Below are 23,383 nucleotides of genomic sequence, written 5' to 3' on the forward strand. Positions count from 1 at the left end.
AGCCATCTCGCGGTCTCCACCGTGCCAGCCATACCCGGGACCCCGGGTCCACCGATCTTACGAACGACCAGTTCAGACCCACGACCTGAAAGGTAGGGCCACCGTGCCGGAGCGGGACGCCCGCAGCGGGCGGATGCTCGCCGGTCTGCCGGCCGTCAGCCATCTGACGCCCTTGGAACTGCTGCCGGCCGCCGTGGCCCGGTACGCGGCCGTCACCGGGCTCACCGACGTGCGGATCTACCTGGCTGATCTGCAGGAGTACGTCCTGCGCCCGCTGACCGGCGCCGGTCCGGACGCCGGTCGGGGCGCGGAAGGCGACGAGGCGGAGTTGAGCATCGACGGAACCGTCCCGGGCCGGGCCTACCGGCACGGACGGGTCCTGCCCGCCGGCGATGCCGGGCCCGGCGGGTACCAGTGGTGGGTGCCGCTGCTGGACGGCACCGAACGGCTGGGCGTCCTGCGGATCACCACCGCGGACGACACCGACCGCGTCCGGCGGGACATGGAGTCGTTGGCCTCCCTGGTGGCGCTGCTGGTGGCCGGCAAGAGCCATCTCATCGACTCCCACGCCCGTCTGGTGCGCACCGAGGACATGAACGTGGCCGCCGAGATGCAGTGGCGGTTGATGCCGCCCCGGACGTACGCCGACGGCCGGGTGGTGATCGGCGCCGCCATGGAACCGGCGTACCTGATCAGCGGCGACGCCTTCGACTACGCGCTCGCCGGTCCTCTGGTGTTCCTGTCCGTCTTCGACGCCATGGGGCACGACGCCGCGGCCGGCCTCACCGCTCACCTGGCCGTGGCCGCCTGCCGCGACCACCGCCGGCAGGGCGCCGGTCTCGTCGAGACCGGCGTGGCCGTGGAGAACCTGCTGGTCGAGCAGTTCGGCCACTCCCGCTACGCCACCGGCATCCTGGCCGAACCGGACACTCGCACCGGCGTGTTCCGCTGGGTCAACCGCGGCCATCCCCCTCCGGTCGTCATCCGGGGCAAGCGCTGGAGCACCCTGCTGCGCTGCCCCCCCGCGCGCATCCGATGGGCACGGGGCTGGGCTTGAGGAGCACGCTCAGTCAGGAGCAGTTGGAGCCGGGCGACCGCGTCGTGTTCCACACCGACGGCATCACCGAGGCCCGCGGCCCGGGCGACCGCGAGTTCGGCCTCGTCCGCTTCGTGGACTTCCTCGTCCGGCACCACGCCGACGGCCTTCCCGTCCCCGAGACCCTGCGGGGTCTGGTCCATGCCGTGCTCGACCACCACGGCGGCCGACTCCGGGACGACGCCACCGTCCTGCTGTGCGAGTGGCTCGGCCCCCACTCCGAGGAGCACGGGCCGGCCGCGGTCCGGGCCGGTCTGAACTCCTGAGACGCCGCACTCCTGAGACACCGCCCCGCCCCGGCCCCGCCGTGGTCGTCTCCCCGGGGGCCCGCGTTCCGGTGAGGGGTCAGCGGGCCGAGTCGGCCGTCTCGCCGAAGGTCGCTCTCTCCGGCCCGATGGACACCCTCCTGCGCAACACCAGGACGGCGATGTCGTCCGAGGGGCTTCCGTCGGTGTGGCGCATCAGTCGGTCGAGCAGGTCCGCGGCCACCCGGTGGGGAGGGGCGTCCACCCAGTCCGCCAGGTGCGCCTCCAGGGAGAAGAAGGCGCCGGAGGGGGCGCGCGCCTCGGTGACGCCGTCGGTGTAGAGCAGGAGGGTGGCGTCGGTCGGGAAGTCGACCCGTTCCACGGTGCGGGGTCGTGAGACGAGGGGGCCCAAGCCCAAGGGGACGTTCGTCTCCCGGAGGCGGAGCGGGCCGCTCCGCCCCCGGCTCAGCAGGTACGGCGGGAGGTGTCCGCAGTTGACCACCTCGATGTCGTCCTCGCCGTCGACGGCGAGGACGAGCGCGGTGACGAAGCGCTCCGGCTCCCCGGTCTGGGCGGCGAAGGCGTTGTGCCGGATGACGGCGTTCTCCATGGCGTCCACCACCGCGGTGAGGGTCGGTTCGCGGTGGGCCGCCTCCCGGAAGGCGCCCAGGACGGCGAAGGCGGTCCCGATGGCGGGCAGCCCTTTTCCCTGGACGTCGGCGATGCACACCCGGGTGCCGTAGGGAGAGACGGCGATCTCGTAGAGGTCGCCGCCGACCCGGCTGTCCTCCTCCACCGGTTCGTACACCCCGTCGACCAGGAGCTGGTCGGTGACCACGGGGAGCGGGCGCAGGATCTGCCGTTGCAGGGTCGCGGCGGCGGAGCGCAGCCGGATGATCTCCTCGTCTCTGCGGGTCCGCTGCCAGGCGCTGACGACGCTCAGCGCGCCGAGCGCCACGGCGGAGAGGACCATGGTCGCGCCGGCGGCGGGCGACTCGAGGGGGTCGACGAACAGCGAGCCGAAGAGGACGAGGGCGACCCACCCGGCGGCGAAGGCGGTCTGCCGCACCGTGCCCCGCCCCGCGACGAGGGCGGGGACGAAGATGAGGAAGGGGACCAGCCGTGTGTCGCGCTCCCCGAAGTAGCCCGAACCGCCCAGCACCACCGTGAGGAGGACGAGCCAGAACACCAACGTCCGGGAGTCGAGCCTGCGGCGAGCGGCGCCCCTCCGCCTCGCCGTCGTTTCCGGTCCATCGAGGTCGTCAGGGGTGCGCACCTTGGTTTCCGCTCTCCGTGGTCGGTCCCGCCGGGACGCCTCGCCCCCGGCCCGGTCACCGGCGGGCCGGTGACCCACCCCTCTCGTATCCCCGAGCGGTCCCGGAGCATTCACGCGCGGCGTCACTCGGGCGAACGGGCGCCCTTCCCCGATGGTTCCCCGCGCGCCGCGGCGGTGACGTTTCACACCGACTCCACATCGACTCCACACCGGCGGTGTTCGACACCGATGCAAAGCACGCGCATGCCGTGACGCGAACAGGCCGGCGGCGTGGCGGCCGGATGCCGCCACGCCGCCGGGTGTGGGGGGTGGGGAGGTTGGTTCGGGGGTGCCGCGGGGCGGGAGCCGCTAGGAGGCGGTGCAGTTGCCCAGGCGGGGGGCCGTCCAGTTGCCGTTGGCCATCACCGTGAAGCCGAAGCTGGTGGAGGAGCCGGCGGACAGCGTGCCGTTGCCGTTGGGCCTCATCGTCATCACGTTGCCGCTGGAGTCCCAGGAGGGCGTGCCGTTCCAGGTGGCGGAGATCTTCTGCGGCGGGGCGACGGTGACGGTCACCGACCAGGTGCTGATGGAGCGGCTGCCGGCCTTGACGGTGACCCTCCCGTTGAAGCGGTCGCCCCAGCGGTCGGTCTGCTCGTAGGTGACGGTGCACGACGCGTCGCCGCCGCCACCGGTGCCGCCGTCGGTGCCTCCGGTCCCACCGGTGCCTCCGCCGGTGCCCCCGCCGGTGCCGCCCAGGGCGGCGAGGACCGCGTCATAGGCGGGCTTCTTGTTGTAGTTGCCGTCGAAGAGCAGCGGGGTGTCGGAGGAGCGCCAGGAGTACTTGTCGGTCACGCCCCAGACGGTGATGCCGGTGCAGCGGGAGACCGCCAGGCACGCCTGGACCACGCCGCGGTACTGCTCGGCCTGGGAGGAGCCGGAGCCGGCGATGTCCAGCTCGGTGAGCTGGACGTCCACCCCGAGATCGGCGAAGTTCTGCAGGGTGGTGTGGTAGTTGCTCGGGACCGGGTTGCCGCTGTTGAAGTGGGCCTGGAAGCCGACGCAGTCGATGGGCACGCCCCGGGCCTTGAAGTCCCTGACCATGTTGTACACGGCCTGGGTCTTGGCGTGGTTCCAGTTGTCGGTGTTGTAGTCGTTGTAGCAGAGCTTGGCGTTCGGGTCGGCGGCCCGAGCGGTGCGGAACGCCTCCTCGATGTAGCCGTTGCCCAGGCGCTGCTGGAAGACGGAGTTGCGTCGGGCGCCGCTGGAACCGTCCTCGAACGCCTCGTTCACCACGTCCCAGGAGTGGATCTTGCCCTTGTACTGGCCCATGACCCGGTTGATGTGGTTGTTCATCGCCGAGCGGACCTCGGCGGCGCTCCCCAGGCCGCTCACCCAGCTCGGGAGCTGGGAGTGCCACACCAGCGTGTGTCCGCGGACCTTCATTCCACGGCTCTGGGCGTGGTTGACGATCCGGTCCGCGGTGGCGAAGTTGAACGAGTTGCGGGAGGGCTCCAGGGCGTCCCACTTCATCTCGTTCTCGGCGGTGATGGAGTCGAACTCCCGGTTGAGCGTGGCGACGTAGTCCGACTCGCCCAGCCGGTTGGCCGCCACCGCGGTGCCGAAGTAGCGACCCTTCTCGGCCGCCGCCGTGGCGAGGGTGGACGCGGCGGAGGCGGTGCCGGTCAGCGCGGTGAGGGTGCCGGCCGCGGCCAGGGCCGCCGTGGCGCCCAGCACCAGCGCGTTGCGCAGCGCGGACCGCGCGCGCTTCCGCGCCGGTCTGGTCTCCTCGGCCGTGTGGGGGGTGTCGATCATTGCGGTCCCTTCGTCCGTGGCCCGCTCGAACAGGGGTGTCCGGCGGGGTGGGGCATGCCGTGCGCGACTCTGCGACCCGTTCGTCCGGCGTGGGGCACCGAAGGTCAGGTCCATGGCAATCGGCAACGATCGGTAAGGAGTATGGGTCCGCCCTGAGAGACCGTCAACGCTTTCTTTCGAAAAGATTCCGGAGACATTTCTCCGGCGCCTTCCCCAAGATCCCTTTGTGAGCTGGGAAGTTGACTCCGATGATTGAACGTTGACCCATGTGAGCAAGGAGGTAGGCAGCGAAAATTCCAGGTCCCTTCCGGTAAGAAGTGCCCGGTCTCGCCTCCCGTGCGCGGCGGTCACCACGACCGACCGCGGAGGCCGCGACCCGAACCGCTCCGCCCGACCGGTGACGTCCGGGAGTGCCGCTCGTGTCCCGGTGGGAGGCGGGTACGCGTACCCGACGCGACGCACCACCTCCCGGAAGGGCGACCCCACCATGACCGGTTCGGCCCGGCGGCCCGCCTCCCCGCCGTCCCACTCCGACGCGCGGCCCCTGCCCCGACGCTCGATGGCGGTCTGTGCGCTGATCGGCGCGGCGCTCATGGCCGCCGTCGACGAGATCGTCTTCCACCAGATCCTGAACTGGCACCACTTCTACGACCGCTCCACCCCCGCCGTCGGACTGCTCGCCGACGGTCTGCTGCACACCGCCGAACTGCTGGGGCTGGTCGTCGGGTTCGTCCTCTACGCCGACCTGCGCCGGCGCGGGACCCTCTCCCCCGCCCACGCCCGGGCCGGGCTGTTCCTCGGGCTGGGCGGCTTCCAACTCTTCGACGGCATCGTCGACCACAAGGTGCTGCGCCTGCACCAGATCCGCTACGGCGTCGATCTGCTCCCGTACGACCTGGCCTGGAACGTCGCGGGTCTGGTGCTGCTGGGCATCGGCGCCGTCCTGGCCGTCCGGGCGGGGCGCGCCCCCCTGAGCGCGGAGCCCGCCCGGTGACGGTCGAGCACCTCCACTCCACCGGCACGGGCCCCGGCCCGGCGGCGGTGCTCGCCGCCACGGCCGCGCTGTCGGCGGCCGTCGGGTACCTGCTCGCCGCCGCGCGGCTGCGTCGTCGCGGTGACGTGTGGCCGCGACGGCGCGACGCCTGTTTCGTCGCCGGGGGCGTCGCCCTGGCCGCCGCCCTCGTCACCCCGCCCGGCGGTCCGTTCACCGCCCACATGGTCCGGCACCTGGTCGTCGGCATGGTCGCCCCGCTGCTGCTGGTCCTGGCCCGTCCGCTCACCCTCGTGCTGCGCGTGCCGCTCCCCCGCCCGGCCCGGCGCGCCCTGCTCCGCGTGGCGCACTCCCGGCCCGCCGGATGGCTGGTCTGCCCGCCGCTCGCGGCCCTGCTGGACGTGGGCGGCCTGTGGCTGCTGTACCGCACACCGCTGTGGGCGGCCGTCCACGAGCGCCCCCTGCTCGACGCCGCGGTGCACGTCCACGTCTTCGCCGCGGGCCTGCTGTTCTCCTTCGCCGTCTGCCGGCTCGACCCGGTGCGCCGCCGCTGGGGCCTGTTCTCCCGCGGCACGGCCCTGTTGGGCGCCGGGGCCGCCCACGCCGTGCTCGCCAAGTCCTTCTGGGCCGCTCCCCCGCTCGGTACCGACGTCGCCACGGCGGACCTGCGCACCGGCGCCCTGCTGATGTACTACGGCGGTGATCTGGTGGAGATCGCCCTGGCCGTCGTCCTGGCCGTCCAGTGGTACGCCGCCGGCGGGCGCGCCCTCGCCCGCGACCGGCGGCCCCGCCCGTCCTCCCCCGTCCGGAGGAGTGCGCGCGTGACGGGCGGGTACGCGCAGGGCACAACCCGCGAGGGAGTCGCACAGCGGCCGGCGGAGGCCGGGCGCTGACGCCGCCGGCGGCCGGCGTGTCCGTCCCCACGTCCGTCGGCCGCCGGCTCCTCCCGCCCCGACCGGCCCCCAAGAGAGCCGTGACACCACCGACTCCGGCTCTCCTTGGACGAGGAGGCCGGGCTCCGGGAGGAGGACGGCGCGGCCCCGTGGGTTCCGCGCGGGAGTCGGCCGCCTCAAAGCGGCCGCCCCGAGCGCGGGCCACGGGCACGGGCCACCGGCGACCGGGGCTTCGCCGTCGCCGGCACGGGCCCCGCGGCGCCCGCGGTGGACACGCCCACGACGCGCGCATCGACCCCGTATGGGGGGCCGTCGCCCCCCTGTTGGACGCGTCCCGGCGGCGGGCGGCGCTCCCGCGAGTGACAGGAAGGGCCGAATGCAGCACGCCACCGCGCGGGGTCCGGGCGGCGGGGCCAGGGTGGAGTCAGGTCCCCAACGTCCCACTGTCCCAAAGGAGATGGACCCATGCGTCGTCTTGTCCGCGTGTCCGCGGTCGGCATCGGCCTGACCACCGCCCTGTTCGTCGGCTCCCCGGCCATCGCCATGGACGCCCCCGAATCGGGCGTCCAGATGTGCTCCGAGCACGTCAGCCCCGGTCTGCTCGGCGGTCTGTTCCCGACCGCGGGCAACCAGACCAAGGGCTGCATGTCCAGCACCACCACCATCGCCGGAACGACGATGTGACGTAACGCGGTTCACGGGCGGGTGTCCGGCGGGCGGTTCGCCGGGCACCCGCCCGTCGTCGTGCCGGGCGGCGGCCTCCGCGCGGTCGTCGAGGTCCGTCGGGGCGAGGGCGTCCCGACGCATGGCCCGCCGGGCGCGGGGTACGGCTTCCACCGGACGAACCCCGCCGCGGTCGGTGTCGCCGCGCCGGTCCGTGTCAGGGCCGGTCCGTGTCGGGGCCGGTCCGTGTCAGGAAGGAGCCCGTGGAGCATGCCCGGTGCCGTCCCGGACGACGAGGCGTCCCACCCGCCCGCACCCTGGAGGTTCCGGGGGGAGCTGTGGGCCGGGATCTTCCCCGTGCCCCACCGGCCGCCCGTCCCTTCGGACCTGCGTTCGCTGGGCGGCCGGCACCTGGTGGTCGGACTGGTCCGGTATCGGGAGGGCACCCTGCGCTACGACGAACTGGCCGTCGGGCCCCTGGTGCGCCGCGGTCACCGGGTCGGGCTGCTGATCGACCGCATCTGGGTCGACGACCCCACCTCGGTGCGGGGCGGGCGGGACATCTGGGGCCTGCCCAAAGAGCTCGCCGAGTTCGACTGGACGGACCGCTCGGTGCGGGTGAGCGACCGTGACGGTCCGCTGGCCGAACTCGTCTTCCGGCCGAGCCGGTCGGGGCTCCCCGCGGTGCCGATGCCCCTGCCTGGCTTCTCCGGCGCCGTCGGGCGGCGGCTGTTCGTGCCCGGCCGTCTGGTGGGCACCCTCCGCCGGGAGACCCTGGCGGTCGTCTCGTGGTCGGACCGGCTTCCGCCCCTGGCGGCCACCGTTCCCCGGCTCTCGGTGGCCGTGCGTCCCTTCCGCGTGACCGTCCCCGGGCCGGTGCGCTGCTGAACGGGTCGGGCCGCCGGTCGGACGCCGCGTCACCTCTCGGCGTCGCTCGTCGGGAGGCCCGGAAGGCCGATCCGGCGGTGTGCGGACGGGGGCGGTGTGGAACACCCTCCCCGTGACCGATGTGGACGTGGACATCGCGGTGGTGGGGGCGGGCGCCGCGGGACTCTCTCTGGCGTACCGGCTGGCCGGCACCACCGGCCCGCACGGCGCCGCGCCCACCGTGGCCGTCGTCGAGGCGCCCGACGGGCGAACGCGCACCCCGCCGCGCACCTGGTGCTTCTGGGAGACCGGCGACGGACCGTACGAGTCGGTGGTGCGGGCCTCCTGGAGCCGGCTGCGCGTCCGCTGCCCGGACGGGCGCGTCGCCGAGGCCGAACTGGGCGCCACCCGCTACAAGATGATCCGCTCCCCGGACTTCGTCGCGCTGGTGGAGCGCCGACTGGCGCGCCTGCCCGGGCTCCACCGCCTGACCGCGACGGTCGACCGGGTGTCGGACGACCCGGCGGGCGGTGCCGTCGTCCACGGCACGGACGCCTCCGGAGCCCCGGTGCGGGTCCGGGCCCGCTGGGCCTTCGACTCCCGTCCGCCACGCCGGCTCCCCGCCGCGCGCAGCACCCTGTTCCAGCACTTCCGCGGCTGGTTCGTGCGGTGCGCCTCCGACGCCTTCGACCCGTCGACCGTGGAGTTGATGGACTTCCGCACCCCACAGCCGGCGCACGGCCTGTCCTTCGGGTACGTCCTGCCGCTGGGGCGGCGGGAGGCGCTGGTGGAGTACACCGAGTTCTCCCCCGCGCCCCTGCGCCGGGAGGAGTACGAGCAGGCGCTGCGGCACTACACCGGGAAGGTGCTGGGGCTCGACGGAACGACGGTGGTGGACGTCGAGGAGGGCGTCATCCCCATGACGGACGCGGTCTTCCCGCGCCGCGCCGGGCAGCGTGTCTTCCGCATCGGCACGGCCGGCGGGGCCACCCGGCCCGCCACCGGCTACACCTTCGCCGCCGTCCAGCGGCAGAGCGACGCCATCGCCGACGCCTGGCGGCGTGGGCGCGTCCCGGTGCCACCCCCGGCGCACGCGGCCCGCCACCGGGCGATGGACGCGGTCGTGCTCCGGGCCCTGGCCACCGGGCGGGTGTCGGGCGCGCGGTTCTTCGGCGAGCTGTTCCTGCGCAACCCCGCCGACCGTCTGCTGCGGTTCCTCGACGGCCGCTCCCGGTGGTGGGAGGAGTTGGCCATCGGGCTGAGCACCCCCGTGCCGCCCATGCTGCGCTCGGCGGTGGAACTGCCGGTGCTGCGACGGCGTGACGCCGCCGTCCGACGGCGCTGACCGTCCTATGGTCACCATGACCGATGCACCTAATTCACCCGATGCGTCCGATACGCCCGCCGTATCCGATCTCCCCGTTCCGTCCACCGCCTCCGGGAGTGCCCGCCATGCCATCGCCGTACCGCGGCCGAACGACCGTCCCCCTCCGTCGAGCGACCGACCGCCCGGCCGCGCGGCGCGGACGCGACCGTCGCGCCGTCGTCCTCCAGGCGCCGCCGGGGCGGCCGTCGATCGCGGGGGACGGCGCTCCCCGGGTCGCCGTCGTCGGTGGGGGTCTGGCGGGACTGGCGGCGACCACGGCCCTGGCCGAGCGGGGGGTTCGGGTCACCGTCCACGAGCGGGAGCCGCACCTGGGCGGCCGGCTGGCCGGCTGGCCGGTGACGCTGGCCGACGGGTCCGCGGTGACGATGAGCCGGGGCTTCCACGCCTTCTTCCGTCAGTACTACAACCTGCGCGGGTTGCTGCGCCGGGTGGACGGCTCGCTGGGGATGCTCTCAAAGCTGCCCGACTATCCGCTGGAACACGGCGGCGGCGCACGGGACGGCTTCGCACGGGTGCCCCGCACCCCGCCGTGGAACGCGCTCGGCTTCACCCTCCTCAGCCCCACGTTCTCCTGGTCGGGGCTGCTGCGCATGGCCCCGTCGGCGGCCCTTCCGCTGCTGGACGTGCGGGTGCCGGAGGTGTTCGCACGTCTCGACGGCGTCAGCGCCGCCGACTTCCTCGACCGCGTCCGTTTCCCCGAGGCCGCCCGGCACCTGGCGTTCCGGGTCTTCTCCCGGAGCTTCTTCGCCGATCCCGAGGAGCTGTCGGCGGCCGAGCTGGCACTGATGTTCCACATCTACTTCCTCGGCTCCTCCGAGGGGCTGCTCTTCGACGTGGTGAACGAGCCGTTCCCGACGGCCCTGTGGGAGCCGCTGGAGAAGTACCTGCGCGGTCACGGCGCCGAGTTCCGCACCGGAGTCGCCGTGGAGTCCGTCTCCCCCACCGCCTCGGGGGCGTACGAGGTGCGGTCGGCGGACGGCGGGGTCGAGCGGTTCGACGCGGTGGTGCTGGCCCTGGACACCGCCGGCCTGCGCCGCGTGGCGGCCGGCTCCCCGGACCTGGGCGACACCGGCTGGCGGGAGCGGATCGCCCGGCTGCGCACCGCCCCGCCGTTCCTGGTGTCGCGGCTGTGGCTGGACCGCCCGGTCCGCCCGGACCGTCCCGGCTTCCTGGGCACGAGCGGATACGGTCCGCTGGACAACGTCAGTGTGTTGGAGCGGTGGGAGGGCGAGGCGGCCCGCTGGGCGCGGCGCACCGGCGGCTCGGTGGTGGAGCTGCACGCGTACGCAGTCCCGCACGGCGCCGATCGGGACGCCGTGCGGCGGCGGTTGCTCGCCGAGCTGCGCCGGCTGTGGCCGGAGACGCGCCGGGCCCGCGTGGTGGACGCGGTGCACGAGTGGCGCGCGGACTGCCCGCTGTTCGCGGTGGGTTCCTTCGAGAGCCGTCCCCCCGTGCGCACTCCCGATCCGGGTGTGGTGCTCGCCGGGGACTGCGTCCGGGTGGACCTCCCGGTGGCGCTGATGGAACGGGCCGTCACCACCGGTTTCCTGGCGGCGAACGCGCTCCTGGCGCGCTGGGGCGTGCGAGGCCAGACGCTGTGGACGGTGCCCCGGGCGGGCCGGTCGGCGGTGCTGCGGGCGTTGGCGGCGTCGGCCGGGTGAACCGGTCCGGGGCGCGGGGCGCTCAGCCGGGGAAGCGGCCCGTGCCGCGCAGGTGCCAACGCCGTTCGGCGTAGGCGAGGTCGTCGCGCCACAGGCGTGCGGACGCGCGGCGCACCAGGGGGCGCAGCAGCGGGGCCGCCGCCCGGGCCAGGGCGAAACCGGGCCGGTCGGAGGTGGCGAGCACCGCCTCGGTCACCATGGTGCGGGGCCGTCCGCGGTCGTCCGCGCCCAGCGGAGTGGCGTGGGTCTCCACCACCGAGGTCGCGCCCTCCCCCTCGACGATCCGCATCACCACGGTGCGCGGTTCGGGGGCGGTGAAGGCGGCCCGCACCGGGACCGTGCCGCGCGAGCCGACCTTGAAGGAGACCTCGACCACGAAGCCGTCCTCCTCCGCGTCGGCCGGGTCCGCCTCGACGCCCGGCGCCCGGACCACCGTCAGATCGGAGAAGGAGTACGGGTGGAACCAGGCCCCGTGCCAGGGGTCGAGGCGGTTGGCGACGACGTCCTCCGGTTCGCAGACGCCCTCGGCCTCGGTGACCGCCGTGAGGGAGGCGGCCCGCGGCGGGCGGGCCGGGAGCACCGGCCGGTCCAGCGGCTCCTCGCCGCCGACCGCGTCCAGCCGGACCCAGGCCAGGACACCGTCGTCGTGGGCGGGGTACGGCTCCCAGCCGGCGGCGCCCCGGCCGTCCAGGGCCAGGCCGTGCCAGTGGCAGACCAGACGCCCGCAGTGCACGGGGCTCTCGCGCAGGGGCGCCCCCAGGTGGGGGCAGGCCCCGGGGCCGGCGAGCAGACGCCCGGCCGTGTCGCGCCAGGCGACCACCTCCGTGCCGGCGATGGTGCGCCCGTGGGGGCGGCCGGGGCGGATCTCCTTTGACGGCCCCAGGACGTACCAGTTCCCCGAGGGACGGGCGGCGGACCGTTTCAGCGCGGCGGCGATGACGGCGGGGGACGCCTCGCGCCAGGTCGGGCGCTGCCGCGCCCAGTCCACCGGGGCCGCCAGGCGCAGGGGCAGCCCGCGGCGCGGAAGGCGGCGGAGGGACCGAAGGGATCGGATGGGTGGGACGGACCGGACGGATCGGCGGGGTCGGGCAGGAGGGTTTCCGGGGCTCACGCTCCGGGGAGTGTCGGGTGTCATGGCAGGGCGCTCCTCCCAGGAGCCGGGCGGGCCGGGGCGGACGTGTACCGCGCGGGGGCGAGGCGGCGGCGCAGTCGGACGGCGGTCAGACGTGCCAGACCGTCCAGGGCGACGGCGGCGCGGCGCCGGCCGGGTACGGCGACCCGACGGTGCAGCACGGCGTGGTCCGCGGCCTCGATCCGCTCCAGGATGCCGCCGTAGAGGGTGAACGCCGTGCGGATGCAGGGCCGCGCGACGGGGTCGAGCAGGGCGATGCCGGGGTGGGCGTCCCGGTAGACGGACCGGGTGTGCGCGGCGACCTCGCGCAGGACGGCGCGCACCCGGGGATGGCCGCGGCGCGTGTCGCGGCACCAGCGCAACAGGTCGCGGTCGACGCGGTGTTCGGCGAGGACCTCGGCCGGGAGGTAGACGCGACCGCGGTCCAGGTCCTCGCCGACGTCGCGCAGGAAGTTGGTGAGTTGGAAGGCGATGCCCAGCGCCGCGGCGTGGGGCTCGGCCTCCTCGCGCGGGACCACGGTGCCCAGCACGGGCAGCATCTGCAGTCCGATGACGGCGGCCGAGCCGTGCATGTAGGCGTACAGGTCGTCGTAGGTGGGGTAGTCCGTGACGTCCAGGTCCATCCGCATGGACGCCATGAAGTCGTGGAACAGCCGGTGGTCGATGCGGTGGACGGAGGCGGTGTGCGCCAGGGCGCGGAGCACGGGGACGGAGCCGTCGGCGCGCGGTCCGGCCCGCAGTCCGGCCCGCAGAGCCTCCCCCAGTTCCTCCTCCAGCTCGGCCAGGGCGCGGGCGCGCTCCCCGACGGTCCGCGTCCCGTCCAGGTCGTCGACGATCTCGTCCGCCCACCGGGCGAAGCCGTACAGGGCGTGCACGGCGGGGCGGCGGGCGGGCGGCAGGAGGCGGGTGGCCAGGAAGTAGGTCCTGCCGTGGCGGGCGTTGAGTTCGCGGCAGACGGCGTACGCCCGGCGCAGCCGCGGGTCGGTGACGCCCGCGGCGTCCAGTTCGCGGGCGGTCACGGTCGCCTCCGTCCCTCGGCGGGGACGGCGGGCGGGGCGGGCGAGGGACGTCCGCCGCCGCGGGCGGTCCGGGGCGGACCGGTGATGCGCCAGGCGGCCAGCTTCCCGGAGATGAGCACGGTGGGCACGCCGACGCCCGGCGTGGTGCCGCAGCCGGCCAGAACGGCGTTGTCCACGCCCCGCACCAGGTTCCTCGGCCGGAAGGGCCCGGTCTGCCGGAAGGTGTGGGCGACGGAGAAGGGGGTGCCGGCGGCGTGTCCTTGGGCGGCCCAGTCCCGGGGGGTCACCAGGTGCTCCACCTCGATGTCCTCCCCCAATCCGGTCAGGCCCCGGCGCTCCAGTTCGGCCACGATGTGGTCCCGGTAGCGGGGGGCCAGGTCACGCCACGGCAGCGGGCCGGTGGTGGTGTTGGGGCAGGGGGCCAGGACGTAGTGGAGGTGGCGTCCGGGCGGGGCCAGGGCGGGGTCCGTGGTCGTGGGGCGGGAGACCAGCAGGGAAGGGTCGCTCATCAGCCGTCCGGTGCGGGTCAGTTCGGTGAAGGTGGTCCGCCAGGCGGCTCCGAAGAAGAGCGTGTGGTGGGCCAGTTGGGGCCAGGTGCGTCGGGTGCCGGCGTGGAGCACCACCGCCGAGGGCGAGTGCCGCAGCGGCACCGGGCGGTGAGGGGTGCGGCCCAGCAGGCGGTAGGCGACGGGGAGGTCGGGGGTGAGGACGACCGCGTCGCAGGGGATGCGGCTGCCGTCGTCGGTGTGGACGGCGACCACCCGGCCGGTCCGCCGCTCCAGGCGCGTCACCTCGCACCCGTACCGCAGGTCGCCGCCCGCGTCGCGGGCGGCGTCGGCCAGGGCGGCGGGCAGGGCGTGCATGCCGCCGCGGGGGAACCAGACGCCGGCGACCGTGTCCATGTAGGCGATGACGGCGTAGGCGGCCAGGGCCCGGGCCGGCGGCACTCCGGCGTAGAGGGCCTGGAAGGTGAAGACCCGGCGCAGGCGTTCGTCGGTCAGGAAGCGTCTCACCTGCCCGTCCAGCCGGCCGAAGCCGCCCAGGGCCGCCAGGCGGGCGAGGTCGGGGTGGAGCAGTTGGAGGGGGTGGTCGATGTTGCTGTCGATGAAGCGCCGCATCTGCGCGCGGTACAGGCGTTCCAGCCAGTGCCGCAGCCGCAGGTAGCCCGCCGCCTCGGCCGGTCCGGCGAAGCGGCGCACCTCCTCCTCCATCGCCTCGGCGTCGGTGTGCACCTCCAGGTGGGAGCCGTCGGCGAAGTGGGCGCGGTAGGCGGGGTGCAGGGGGATCAGTTCCAGCCGCTTGTCCGCGGATTCGCCCACGGCGGCCAGTGCCTCGTCGATCAGGTGGGGCATGGTCAGGACGGTCGGCCCGGTGTCGACGCGGTAGCCGCCGATGTCGAGGCGTCCGGCCCGGCCGCCGGGCGTGGTCTCCTTCTCGACGACCGTCACGCGGCGTCCGGCGCCGAGCAGGTGGAGGGCGGCGGAGAGTCCGGACAGTCCGGCGCCGACGACCACGACGTGGTCGGTGCGCCCGCCGACGGCCCTCACCGCGTCCCCGTCCCCGATGCCGGGCCCGTCCCGCTGTCCGGGCCCGGCCCGTCGTCCGTACCCGTTCCGCCGTCCGTGCCCGTCGCCGCCCGGACCATCGCGGCCAGTCGGCGGGCGACGAGCGGGTCGTCGCAGACGCGGCGCAGGCGGCGCACGGCGATCTCGCCGAGCCGTTCGATCCTCTCCTCCACGGCGGCGCGCACCCCCAGGTCGATCAGGACGTCCCGGAAGCGCGCGAGCCGTTCGGGTGTGAGCGTCCGATCGCCCAGGCTCCGGCGCAGCACCGCGCGGGCCTCCTCGTCGCCGAGTGCCTCGGCGCGGGCCAGGGCGAGGGCCACCAGGTAGGTCGTCTTGCCCTGGCGCACGTCGTCGCCCGCGGGCTTGCCCGTCCGTCGCGGGTCGCCGAAGACGCCGAGGAGGTCGTCGCGCAGTTGGAAGGCCAGTCCGGCGTTGTGGCCCACGAAGCGCAGCCCGCCCACGAGTTCGTCGTCGGCCCCGCCGAGGACCGCTCCCAGGTGGAGGGGGCGTTCGACGGTGTAGAGGGCGCTCTTGAGGTAGGCGACGCGCAGCGCCGTGGCCGCCGAGGGCCTGCCCGTGGCCTGGGTGTGCAGGTCGAGGAACTGGCCGGCCACCATCTCGGTGCGCATCGCCCGCCACACCCCCTGGGCCCCGCGGCGCGCCGGACCGTCCGGGAGGGACTCGGCGAACAGGTCGTCGGCCCAGGCCAGGGCGAGATCGCCGGCGAGGGTGGCCACCGACCTCCCGTACGTTCCGGGATCGCCGAGCATGCCGTCCTGCCGGTGACGGTGGGCGAAGTCGACGTGGAGGGCGGGGCGTCCCCGGCGCAGCGCGGAGTCGTCCATCACGTCGTCGTGGATCAGGGCGCAGGTCTGGAGCAGTTCCAGGGCCGCGGCGATCCGCAGCACGGCGGGCGCGTCCCGGCCGTCGGGGTCGCCCCCGGCCGCCCGCCAGCCCCACCACAGGAAGGCGGCGCGCATCCGCTTGCCTCCGCGCAGCGCGAACGTCGAGACGGCGGCGGCCAGTTGGGCACGGAAGACGTCGTCGACGCCCTCGGCCTCCTCGCACCGTTCGGCCACGTGGTGCCGCAGGGTCTCCTCCACCCGAAGGCGGACCTCCCGGTCGTCGCGGTCGCCGCCGCGGGTCTCCTCCGGGTTGTGGGCGCCGCGGGGGATGCCCGGCTCGATCGTGGCCATCGGGTGCCTCACGCGGCGTTCCACCTCGTGTGCGGCGGGCCGGCGGGGGGCCGCGCGGGCGGGGCCGTGGACGGAGTACGGCTGACGAGCATCGTGGCCCTTCCCTCGTCACCATCGGGGTTCGCCATCGGGATCGCCATCGGGGTTCGGGGAGCGGTGACGGCCGCCGGCGAGTGCCCCTCGCCGGCGGCCGGAAACCTCCCGAACCCGTGACGGATCTTATGAAATTGTGCATATCGGTCGTTCGATCGTCGGGCAGGCCACGGTGCGCCACCCGGGTTCGCGTCGCCGTCTCCACCCGATCGCCGCAGCGTTCGCGGCGTTCGCCGGCTACCTCGGCGGTGCCGTGGTGCCCCGGACCTCCAGCACCGGGGCCGACAGGTGGACCTCGGCGGGACGCCCGGGATCGGCGATGCGTTCCAGCAGACAGCGCGCGGCCTGGTGGCCGACGTCGTACCCGGCGTTGTCGACGGTGGTGAGCCACAGGTGGCGCAGGCGCGCGAGGTAGGTGTTGTCGTGACCGACGAGGGAGAGGTCGCGGGGGACCTCGAAACCGAGTTCCTCGGCGGCGGTCAGCGCGCCCACGCACGCGATGTCGTTGTACGCGAAGATCGCGGTGGGACGCGCCGGCCCGTTCAACAGCCGCACGGTGGCCCGGTACCCGCCCTCCTCGGTGGCGTCGCTCGGCTCCACCACCACGGCGTCCGCGAGGCCGTGCTCGCGCATCGCCTCCTCGTAACCACGGCGGCGCAGCTCCCCGGCGAGCCCGTAGCCGGCGATGTGCGCGATGGAGCGGTGGCCGAGGCCGATGAGGTGTTCGGTGGCCGCCCGAGCACCGAGTCCGTCGTCGCCCGCGGCGATGTCCACCGTGGGGAGGGCCGGCTCGCGGGCGCCCGCGACGACGGTGGGAATCCGTCCGGCCGCCTCCGTCAGGGCGGCGGGGTCCGGGAGGGTGCCGACGGCGACGATGCCGTCCACCCGCAGGTCGGCGAAGGTGCGGGTGAGGTCCTCGCCGATGCGTCGGCTGAGGTAGCCGTCGCCCAGCAGGACGTGGAGGCCGTTGGCGCGCAGCATGGTGGTCAGGCCGTCGAGGAGTTCCACGAACCAGGGATTGCGCAGGTCGTTGAGGAGCACCCCGACCGTGCGGGTGCGCCGTTCGCTGAGGCTGCGCGCGGCGGCGTTGGGGCGGTAGCCCAGCTCCCGCATGGCGCGCAGCACGGCCCGCCGCTTCTCGGGCCGCACCTGGGGGGAGCCGCGGAGCACCAGGGAGACCAGGGACTTCGACACCCCCGCGCGTTCGGCGACGCTGCGGATGGTCGGCGGTCTGGACGGCTCCTCCGGGCGATCGACCGTCTCAGCCATGTTCTGGACCGTTCCACGGACTGCTCACCATGGAATCAGCCTGCCACAACGGTATTGACACACGTCAAGTGCGGGGATGACAGTTGTGGACGTTGTTTGGACCGGTCCAAAAAGTCCCCGAAGAGGAACGGAAACACCATGGGCAGCAGAGCGGTGACCGGCGTCGCGGTGATCGGGTTCGGCTGGATGGGACGCGCCCACACCCAGGCCTACGCCCGGCTGGGACATCACTTCCCGGAACTCGGCGTGCGCCCGGAGCTGGTCGCGGTCGCGGACGAGGTACCCGGCCGGGCCGAGGAGGCCGCCGAACGGTACGGGTTCGCCGAGGCCGTCCGCGACTGGCGGGAGGTGGCCGCGGACCCGCGGGTGAGCGCGGTGAGCATCACCGCCCCGAACTTCCTGCACCGCGAGATCGGCGTCGCCATGGCACGGGCCGGCAAGCACATCTGGATCGAGAAGCCCGTCGGACTGACCACCGACGACGCCCGGGCGGTCGCCGACGCCGTCGCCGAGGCCGGCCTCCAGAGCGCGGTCGGCTTCAACTACCGCCACGCGCCCGCCGTCTCCACCGCCCGCGAGATGATCGCCTCCGGCGAGCTGGGCACCGTCACCCACGTGCGCATCCGACTGTTCAGCGACTACGCCGCACACCCGGAGTCCGCGCTGACCTGGCGGTACGAGCGCGAGCGCGGCGGCAGCGGCGTCCTGGGCGACCTGGCCTCGCACGGCGTGGACCTGGCCCGTCACCTGGTGGGCGAGATCGAGTCCCTCACCGCCGACACCGCGATCTTCCTCCCCCAACGGGCCCGCCCCACCGGCGCCACCGCCGGCCACGCCCGCGCCACCGGCGGGGAGATGGGGCCGGTGGAGAACGAGGACTACGTCTCCTGCCTGCTGCGCTTCTCCCCCGCCGAGGGCGCCCCCACCGGCGCGCGGGGCGTGCTGGAGGCCAGTCGGGTGTCCGTCGGCGAGCAGAACAACTACGGCTTCGAGATCCACGGCACCAAGGGCGCGGTGTTCTGGGACTTCCGCCGCATGAACGAACTGGGCGTCAGCACCGGCACCGCCTACCAGGACCAGTCCGTCAGCACCGTCTACGTCGGTCCCGGCCACGGCCTCTACGCGGCCTTCCAGCCCGGCTCGGCCGTCGCCATGGGCTACGACGACCTGAAGGTCATCGAGGCGTACCACTTCCTGCGGTCCGTCGCCGAGGGCACCCCGCACGGCGCCACCCTGACCGACGCCGTCCGCAGCGCCGCCGCGCTGGACGCCATGGCCCGCTCGGCCGAGACCGGCGCCTGGGTCTCCCCCGACACCGGTCGCTGAACGCGCGGTCGGCCGGGGCGCCGGCCCCGGCCGACACGGGGCGAGGGAGCCGGCCGCGCCTCCCGGCCACGCGGCTGCTAGCGTCCGCGAACATGGACGGCGACGTGTACGTGGGCAACGCGGGCAAGGACGCGGCACTGGACCGGGGCTGGCTCCTCGGCCACTTCAAAGAGCCCGGTGACCCGCGCCACAGCGAGGACGTGGAGATCAAGTGGGGCGTCCACCCGCGCGGCGACCGGCGCGCGCGGTGGGTGCGGGGCGAGCGACGGACGGCCCTGTTGGTCCTGATCAGCGGCCGTTTCCGCATGGAGTTCCCCGGCCGTGACATCGTCCTGGAGCGTCAGGGCGACTACGTGGTGTGGGGACGCGGCGTCGACCACTCCTGGTACGCGGAGGAGGAGTCGGTGGTCCTGACGGTCCGGTGGCCGTCCGTCCCCGGCTACGCGGTGCCGCTCGGGGGCGAGGAACCGCGGTCGTCCTGACGGCAAGATCCTGACGGCGGAGTCCTGACGGCGGGGCCGCCGCCCGTCGCCGAGGGGCGCGCCGGTCAGGCGCCGGGCGGCCGGCCGAGTGGGCTGCCGTCGAGGCGGGCGAGCAGGTCCGCGGGGTTCTCGTAGACCTCCACCGCGCCCGCCTCCAGCAACTCCTGCCGGGTGAGGCCGCCGGAGAGCACCCCCAGGCAGGGCACGCCCGCCCGCTCGCAGGCGACCACGTCCCAGACGGTGTCGCCCACGAAGACGGCCCGGTCCGGGGCGACCTCCGCACGGGCGAGCGCGGAGGTCACGAGGTCGGGCGCCGGTTTGCTCGCCTCCACGTCGTCGGAGCTGGTCGCGGCGGTCACCGCCTCGTCCGCGCCCACCGCCCTCCGCATCGCCCCCAGTTCGTCGCCGTGCGCGGAACTGGCCAGCACGACCGTCCAGCCGCGCTCGGCGCAGGCCCGCAGCAGGTCGGCGGCGCCGTCCAAGGGGGCCAGGCGCGGCCAGTACTCGGCGTAGAGGGTGCGGTGGGCGGCGCTGACGGAAGCGGCCTCCTCCGGGTCGTGGTCCTCGCCGAGGAACCGCTTCAGGAGCTGGTCGCTGCCCATGCCGATGGTCCGGTGGATCAGGGACATCGGCACCCGGCGTCCGGACTGCCGCAGCGCCTCCCACCAGGCCACGGTGTGGAGGTAGGTGGTGTCCACCAGGGTGCCGTCCACGTCGAAGATCGCGGCCCCTCGCGTCCCGTCACGGCTCATCCGCAGTCCTTCCGCCGGTGTGCTCCCGTCGGCCCTTCCCGGTCGCCCCGGTGCTTCCGCCGCTCCGGACACCCGGATCACCCGTCCGCCGCACGGGCGATGCGCCGGGCGAGTTCACGGGAGCACTCGGCCGGCTCGGGCGGGCCCTCGACGGTGTAGGGCACTCCGACCACGACGAGCGTGACGGCCGGCCACGCGCGTTCCGCCCGCGTTCCCTCCCGGAACCGACCGCCTCCGCCTGCTCGGCGGGCTCACCGGCGCGGCGGGAGGTCCCGTGCGCTCTCCTCCTCGGCCCACTCCCGGTGGGAGGTCCAGGCCGCCAGGGTGCGGCGGCTCTCGAACCGGCGGACGCGGCCGGTGAGCGGGTCGGTGAACTCCAGGACTTTGGCGAGCAGTTGCAGGGGACGGCGGAAGTCGTCCGGGGCACGCTCGACGAGGTCCGGGTAGACCGGGTCGCCCAGGATGGGGATGCCCAGGCCGCTCATGTGCAGGCGCAGTTGGTGGGTGCGGCCGGTGAGCGGAACCAGCCGGTAGCGGCCGAGGCCGTCGCGGTGTTCGAGCAGTTCGATCCGGCTCTCGCTGTTGGGTTCCCCGGGCACCTCCCGCGCGGCGATGATCCCGCGTTCCTTGACGATGCGGTTGCGCACCGTGCGGGGCGCTTCCAGTTCCGGGGCGTACGGCGCCACGGCCTCGTACTCCTTGCGCACCCGGCGGTCCCGGAAGAGGTTCTGGTAGGCCGCGCGGTGCTCGGGGCGGACGGTGAACATCACCACGCCCGCGGTGAGCCGGTCCAGCCGGTGGGCCGGGCTGAGCGTGGGCAGCCCCAGGTCCCGGCGGAGCCGCGCCAGCGCGGTCTCGGTGACGTGCCGGCCGCGCGGCGTGGTCGCCAGGAAGTGCGGTTTGTCCGCGACGACCAAGGTGTCGTCGCGGTACAGGATCTCCACCGCGTACGGCACCGGCACCTCCGGGAGCAGTTCCCGGTGGAACCACAGGTACGCGCCCGGCGCGTACGGGGCCTCGGGGGCGATGGGTCCGTCCGCGCCCCAGACCCGGCCCTCGCTCAGCATGGCGTCGACCTGTCCGGGCTCCACCGCGGACGACAGCCGGTCGACCAGGTGGTCCCGGACGGTCCTCCAGGCGCCGTCGACGGGCAGCCTGAGACGGACCGGGTCTATCCCGTGTCGCTGGGGCAGGGGGGAGGGCGGCACCGCGCGTCTGTTCCTCATCGCGGGGCCCAAGCCTAGAGGCCCGCGCCTCGCTTCCGGACGGCTCCCCGTTCCGGACGGCCTAGGATCGGAGCTGCTCGCACACGCCTTGGAGGTGCCGGTGTCTTCCGAGACCCCTCGTGTCCTGACCGATCTCGACGACCTGATCGCCGGGGCGTCTCCGGAGCAGGGCGGCGCCCTGTGGCGGTTGGCCGAGTCGGGTCGGCAGCTCGACGCCAACCTGGTGCGTCTTCCACCGGGGGCGTCGGTCGGCGAGCACGTCGAGAACGACCTGGACGTCCTGCTGCTCGTGGTCGACGGCGGCGGTGAGATCGAGGACGGGGCGGGTGGCCGGCGGACGCTCGCGCCCAAGGCGGTGCTGTGGCTGCCGCGCACCTCGCGGCGGTCGCTGCGGGCGGGCCCGGAGGGGCTGGTCTACCTGACCGTCCACCGGCGACGGCCGGGCATGACCATCCGCGGTCTCGCGTCCGCCGGGCGCGAGGAGCCCGGCGGGGGCGGTGGGGGCGGGGCGGAGCCCGAGGGCGGCGAGGCGCCGTGCCTGCTGGATCGGGTCTGCCCGGGGTGCGGCCGGTTGAACGAGCGGGCGGGCGCCGTCCGCTGCGAGCGGTGCGGCGAACCGCTGCCGGCCGACTCGGGCGTCTGACGGCCCGGGGATCCGACCGTCCCGCCGTCCGGCCGCGCGGGGTCGACTCCGGTCGCCGTCAGCCGCGTCCGCAGCCATAGAGGAGCAGCACCAGGACGGCCGTGCCGATCAGGCTGAACAGCAGCGAGCCGAGGCATCCGGCCCGGTTGGAGAAGAAGACGAACACGGTCACCGTCTCGTGGATCGTCGTGCGGACGCTCCGGCCCGCGCCGGCGCGCCGGGACGGTGTCCCTCACCGCCCCGACTCACGCGTGCCCCGAACTGCCGGAGAAAAGCATCCGGGCGAGGTCGTCGTCCAGGGCGGGGCGGATCTTCGCCGAGCACGTCCCGCCGGTGGCCTCGTCGACGACCTCGATCACGCACCTGGCCTCGTGAATGGCCTTGGGGCGGTCGGCGGAGGCGCGGCGCGCGACGCGGTCGAAGAACTCCCGGGTGCTCATCCGCGTACCGGAGTCCGGTTCGTCCGGCGCGTGCGCCACCCTGCGCAGATGCTCGCCCACCTCCCGTGGGAGCTGGGCGGCCAGTTTCTCCGCCACCGTCGCCGGGACGCGTTCCGCGAGGGTCTCCAGACTGGCGCGGGTGGCCGTCTCGGCGGCGCCGGGGTCGCTCAACCGGGCGCGGGCCTGGACCTGTCCGAGGAAGGTGTCGTACCGCATGGCTCCTCGTCCCTTCTGCGGTCCCCCCTCCGATCCCCCCTTCGCTGACCAGGGCCCGGTACCCGGGGCCGGGGGGCGGAAACCCGCCGGACACGGGCGACGGCCGGCGGGCCGATCGGCTCCGGGGGCGACCGTCCGGCCCCGGCGGAGGAGACACCGGGGCCGGACGGGGAACCGGTTCGACGGCGTGCCCTCATCACGCCGCCGAACCGGGTGCTCCCGACCGGGACTCCAGGCGCGGTGAGTCCCCGGTCGGGCAGTCGTCGGGTCAGGGACCGGCCGGCGGGCCGACCGGGGTGCCGGCGGAGTCGGCGGCGGTCCTGCCCGGGCCTCCTCTTCCGCGTCCGCGCACGTGTACCGGCTCCTGACGTGAGCGACCTGGCGGGGGCGCTCCCAAGGCCGGCCCGACAGCCGATTGGGAGCGCTCCCAGGTTCACTTCCCGACCTTCCCCCGGTTGATGCCGCGCGTCAAGCCCCCTCGATCCGGTTTTCCGTGCGCCCGCCCTCACCGCCCCGCCTGCTTCCGTCCTCTCGTTGCGGGGGCGAAGGGCGGGAACCTCCTCGCCGGAGACCGCCGGGCCTCCACGCTCACCCGCCCCACGGCGTCCCTCCTCTAGAGTCGGGGGTATGGCTGGAGACGAGGGGAGCGTGCGGATCGACAGTTGGATCTGGTCCGTCCGACTCACCAAGACACGTTCGATCGCCGCTGCCGCCTGTCGCGGCGGCCATGTCCGCATCAACGGAGAGCGCGCGAAGCCGGCCCAGCCGGTGCGCCCCGGCGACGAGGTCCGCCTGCGCCATCTCGGCCGGGAGAGGATCGTCGTCGTCAAGCGCCTGGTGCGCAAGCGGGTCGGCGCGGCGGTCGCGGCCGAGTGCTTCGTCGACAACAGCCCACCCCCGCCGCCGCGCGAGTACGTGGCCCCGGTCGCCCGGCGTGAGCGCGGCGCGGGCCGACCGACCAAGCGGGAGCGCCGCGAGATCGAGCGCCTGCGCGGGCGCTGACACGTGCGAGGCGGCCGGCGCACGGCCGGCCGTGTGCCGCGGACCCGTTTCCCGGCGGCCCGCGCCGGCCGCCTCGCGCGCCCGACCGCCCACGCGCCCCGCCCCCGTCAAACGAGCCTCCGGGCGACATGGATTCACGGTCGGGAAGAGCC

General features: G+C 74.5%; 20 protein-coding genes and 1 pseudogene. 11 read left to right on the plus strand and 10 right to left on the minus strand.

Annotated elements, in window-relative coordinates; translation table 11 throughout:
• Positions 1 to 133 precede the first annotated feature (133 nt).
• Positions 134 to 1,362, plus strand: a pseudogene (locus tag IF47_RS27455) (PP2C family protein-serine/threonine phosphatase).
• A gap of 79 nt (positions 1,363 to 1,441) precedes the next feature.
• Here IF47_RS27455 and IF47_RS27460 read toward each other — a convergent pair.
• On the minus strand, positions 1,442 to 2,530 hold the full coding sequence (locus tag IF47_RS27460) for a PP2C family protein-serine/threonine phosphatase (protein ID WP_051717003.1): 1,089 nt from the start codon (positions 2,528 to 2,530) through the stop codon (positions 1,442 to 1,444).
• 435 nt (positions 2,531 to 2,965) lie between these two features.
• Complete coding sequence (locus IF47_RS0104755) at positions 2,966 to 4,408, minus strand: glycoside hydrolase family 10 protein (RefSeq protein WP_031506880.1); 1,443 nt, start codon at positions 4,406 to 4,408, stop codon at positions 2,966 to 2,968.
• Between the two features lie 487 nt (positions 4,409 to 4,895).
• Here IF47_RS0104755 and IF47_RS0104760 point away from each other — a divergent pair, with 487 nt between their 5' ends.
• The 6 genes from IF47_RS0104760 (at position 4,896) to IF47_RS0104785 (ending at position 10,870) form a co-directional block, all read left to right on the plus strand.
• Positions 4,896 to 5,402 (plus strand): DUF2243 domain-containing protein, encoded by a 507-nt coding sequence (locus tag IF47_RS0104760; protein WP_031506881.1) that lies wholly within the window; start codon positions 4,896 to 4,898, stop codon positions 5,400 to 5,402.
• Positions 5,399 to 6,292, plus strand: coding sequence for a cytochrome c oxidase assembly protein (locus IF47_RS0104765; RefSeq protein WP_078591572.1), 894 nt, complete (start codon positions 5,399 to 5,401; stop codon positions 6,290 to 6,292). Before IF47_RS0104760 ends, IF47_RS0104765 begins: the two co-directional genes overlap by 4 nt.
• Positions 6,293 to 6,757: 465 nt before the next feature.
• Complete coding sequence (locus tag IF47_RS27465; protein ID WP_157839916.1) at positions 6,758 to 6,976, plus strand: hypothetical protein; 219 nt, start codon at positions 6,758 to 6,760, stop codon at positions 6,974 to 6,976.
• 249 nt (positions 6,977 to 7,225) lie between these two features.
• Positions 7,226 to 7,843 carry an acetoacetate decarboxylase family protein gene (locus IF47_RS28550; RefSeq protein WP_051717005.1) on the plus strand — a complete coding sequence of 206 codons (618 nt, stop codon included), beginning with the start codon at positions 7,226 to 7,228 and terminating at the stop codon, positions 7,841 to 7,843.
• A gap of 112 nt (positions 7,844 to 7,955) precedes the next feature.
• Positions 7,956 to 9,167 (plus strand): lycopene cyclase family protein, encoded by a 1,212-nt coding sequence (locus tag IF47_RS0104780; RefSeq protein ID WP_031506886.1) that lies wholly within the window; start codon positions 7,956 to 7,958, stop codon positions 9,165 to 9,167.
• Between the two features lie 107 nt (positions 9,168 to 9,274).
• Entirely contained in the window at positions 9,275 to 10,870 is a 1,596-nt protein-coding gene (locus IF47_RS0104785) for an FAD-dependent oxidoreductase (RefSeq protein ID WP_031506887.1), read from the plus strand.
• Positions 10,871 to 10,892: 22 nt separating this feature from the next.
• Here IF47_RS0104785 and IF47_RS0104790 read toward each other — a convergent pair whose 3' ends face one another.
• The 5 genes from IF47_RS0104790 to IF47_RS0104810 all read right to left on the minus strand — a co-directional run bounded on the left by IF47_RS0104790 (position 10,893) and on the right by IF47_RS0104810 (position 17,144).
• The gene (locus IF47_RS0104790) at positions 10,893 to 11,858 is read right to left on the minus strand and encodes a Rieske (2Fe-2S) protein (RefSeq protein ID WP_245640999.1); all 966 of its coding nucleotides are present in this window, start codon (positions 11,856 to 11,858) and stop codon (positions 10,893 to 10,895) included.
• 143 nt (positions 11,859 to 12,001) lie between these two features.
• Entirely contained in the window at positions 12,002 to 13,021 is a 1,020-nt protein-coding gene (locus IF47_RS0104795) for a phytoene/squalene synthase family protein (RefSeq protein ID WP_031506889.1), read from the minus strand.
• Positions 13,018 to 14,568, minus strand: a complete 1,551-nt coding sequence (locus tag IF47_RS0104800; protein WP_051717007.1) for a phytoene desaturase — start codon at positions 14,566 to 14,568, stop codon at positions 13,018 to 13,020. Before IF47_RS0104800 ends, IF47_RS0104795 begins: the two co-directional genes overlap by 4 nt.
• Positions 14,565 to 15,794 (minus strand): polyprenyl synthetase family protein, encoded by a 1,230-nt coding sequence (locus tag IF47_RS0104805; protein ID WP_245641000.1) that lies wholly within the window; start codon positions 15,792 to 15,794, stop codon positions 14,565 to 14,567. The genes IF47_RS0104800 and IF47_RS0104805 overlap by 4 nt, the downstream gene beginning before the upstream one ends.
• Before the next feature lie 318 nt (positions 15,795 to 16,112).
• Entirely contained in the window at positions 16,113 to 17,144 is a 1,032-nt protein-coding gene (locus IF47_RS0104810; RefSeq protein WP_051717008.1) for a LacI family DNA-binding transcriptional regulator, read from the minus strand.
• Between the two features lie 138 nt (positions 17,145 to 17,282).
• Here IF47_RS0104810 and IF47_RS0104815 point away from each other — a divergent pair, with 138 nt between their 5' ends.
• Together IF47_RS0104815 and IF47_RS0104820 are read left to right on the plus strand one after the other, a co-directional pair.
• Positions 17,283 to 18,470, plus strand: a complete 1,188-nt coding sequence (locus IF47_RS0104815; RefSeq protein WP_031506895.1) for a Gfo/Idh/MocA family protein — start codon at positions 17,283 to 17,285, stop codon at positions 18,468 to 18,470.
• A 92-nt stretch (positions 18,471 to 18,562) separates the two neighbouring features.
• Positions 18,563 to 18,952 carry a cupin domain-containing protein gene (locus tag IF47_RS0104820; RefSeq protein WP_031506896.1) on the plus strand — a complete coding sequence of 130 codons (390 nt, stop codon included), beginning with the start codon at positions 18,563 to 18,565 and terminating at the stop codon, positions 18,950 to 18,952.
• 65 nt (positions 18,953 to 19,017) lie between these two features.
• On the opposite strand, the gene IF47_RS0104825 is transcribed toward IF47_RS0104820, so the two are convergent.
• Entirely contained in the window at positions 19,018 to 19,704 is a 687-nt protein-coding gene (locus IF47_RS0104825) for an HAD family hydrolase (protein WP_031506897.1), read from the minus strand.
• 251 nt (positions 19,705 to 19,955) lie between these two features.
• Entirely contained in the window at positions 19,956 to 20,930 is a 975-nt protein-coding gene (locus IF47_RS0104835) for an RluA family pseudouridine synthase (protein ID WP_031506899.1), read from the minus strand.
• Positions 20,931 to 21,030: 100 nt separating this feature from the next.
• On the opposite strand from IF47_RS0104835, the gene IF47_RS0104840 reads away from it, so the two are divergent.
• On the plus strand, positions 21,031 to 21,573 hold the full coding sequence (locus tag IF47_RS0104840) for a hypothetical protein (protein WP_031506900.1): 543 nt from the start codon (positions 21,031 to 21,033) through the stop codon (positions 21,571 to 21,573).
• A gap of 245 nt (positions 21,574 to 21,818) precedes the next feature.
• Here IF47_RS0104840 and IF47_RS0104850 read toward each other — a convergent pair whose 3' ends face one another.
• Positions 21,819 to 22,229: a DUF2267 domain-containing protein gene (locus IF47_RS0104850; RefSeq protein ID WP_031506902.1), complete on the minus strand. Its 411-nt coding sequence runs from the start codon at positions 22,227 to 22,229 to the stop codon at positions 21,819 to 21,821.
• Positions 22,230 to 22,856: 627 nt separating this feature from the next.
• Here IF47_RS0104850 and IF47_RS0104855 point away from each other — a divergent pair.
• Positions 22,857 to 23,231, plus strand: a complete 375-nt coding sequence (locus IF47_RS0104855; protein ID WP_031506903.1) for an RNA-binding S4 domain-containing protein — start codon at positions 22,857 to 22,859, stop codon at positions 23,229 to 23,231.
• Positions 23,232 to 23,383 lie beyond the last annotated feature (152 nt).

This window comes from Streptomyces megasporus (assembly GCF_000718985.1).
Classification (GTDB): Bacteria; Actinomycetota; Actinomycetes; order Streptomycetales; family Streptomycetaceae; genus Streptomyces; species Streptomyces megasporus.

What these genes read in the sequence shown, in the direction of transcription:
- IF47_RS0104825 (WP_031506897.1), bottom strand. Translation starts at nt 19,704, where the DNA reads ATGAGCCGTGACGGGACGCGAGGGGCCGCGATCTTCGACGTGGACGGC.
- IF47_RS0104810 (WP_051717008.1), bottom strand. Translation starts at nt 17,144, where the DNA reads ATGGCTGAGACGGTCGATCGCCCGGAGGAGCCGTCCAGACCGCCGACC.
- IF47_RS27465 (WP_157839916.1), top strand. Translation starts at nt 6,758, where the DNA reads ATGCGTCGTCTTGTCCGCGTGTCCGCGGTCGGCATCGGCCTGACCACC.
- IF47_RS0104760 (WP_031506881.1), top strand. Translation starts at nt 4,896, where the DNA reads ATGACCGGTTCGGCCCGGCGGCCCGCCTCCCCGCCGTCCCACTCCGAC.
- IF47_RS0104785 (WP_031506887.1), top strand. Translation starts at nt 9,275, where the DNA reads ATGCCATCGCCGTACCGCGGCCGAACGACCGTCCCCCTCCGTCGAGCG.
- IF47_RS28550 (WP_051717005.1), top strand. Translation starts at nt 7,226, where the DNA reads ATGCCCGGTGCCGTCCCGGACGACGAGGCGTCCCACCCGCCCGCACCC.
- IF47_RS0104855 (WP_031506903.1), top strand. Translation starts at nt 22,857, where the DNA reads ATGGCTGGAGACGAGGGGAGCGTGCGGATCGACAGTTGGATCTGGTCC.
- IF47_RS0104815 (WP_031506895.1), top strand. Translation starts at nt 17,283, where the DNA reads ATGGGCAGCAGAGCGGTGACCGGCGTCGCGGTGATCGGGTTCGGCTGG.
- IF47_RS0104755 (WP_031506880.1), bottom strand. Translation starts at nt 4,408, where the DNA reads ATGATCGACACCCCCCACACGGCCGAGGAGACCAGACCGGCGCGGAAG.
- IF47_RS0104820 (WP_031506896.1), top strand. Translation starts at nt 18,563, where the DNA reads ATGGACGGCGACGTGTACGTGGGCAACGCGGGCAAGGACGCGGCACTG.
- IF47_RS0104850 (WP_031506902.1), bottom strand. Translation starts at nt 22,229, where the DNA reads ATGCGGTACGACACCTTCCTCGGACAGGTCCAGGCCCGCGCCCGGTTG.
- IF47_RS0104835 (WP_031506899.1), bottom strand. Translation starts at nt 20,930, where the DNA reads ATGAGGAACAGACGCGCGGTGCCGCCCTCCCCCCTGCCCCAGCGACAC.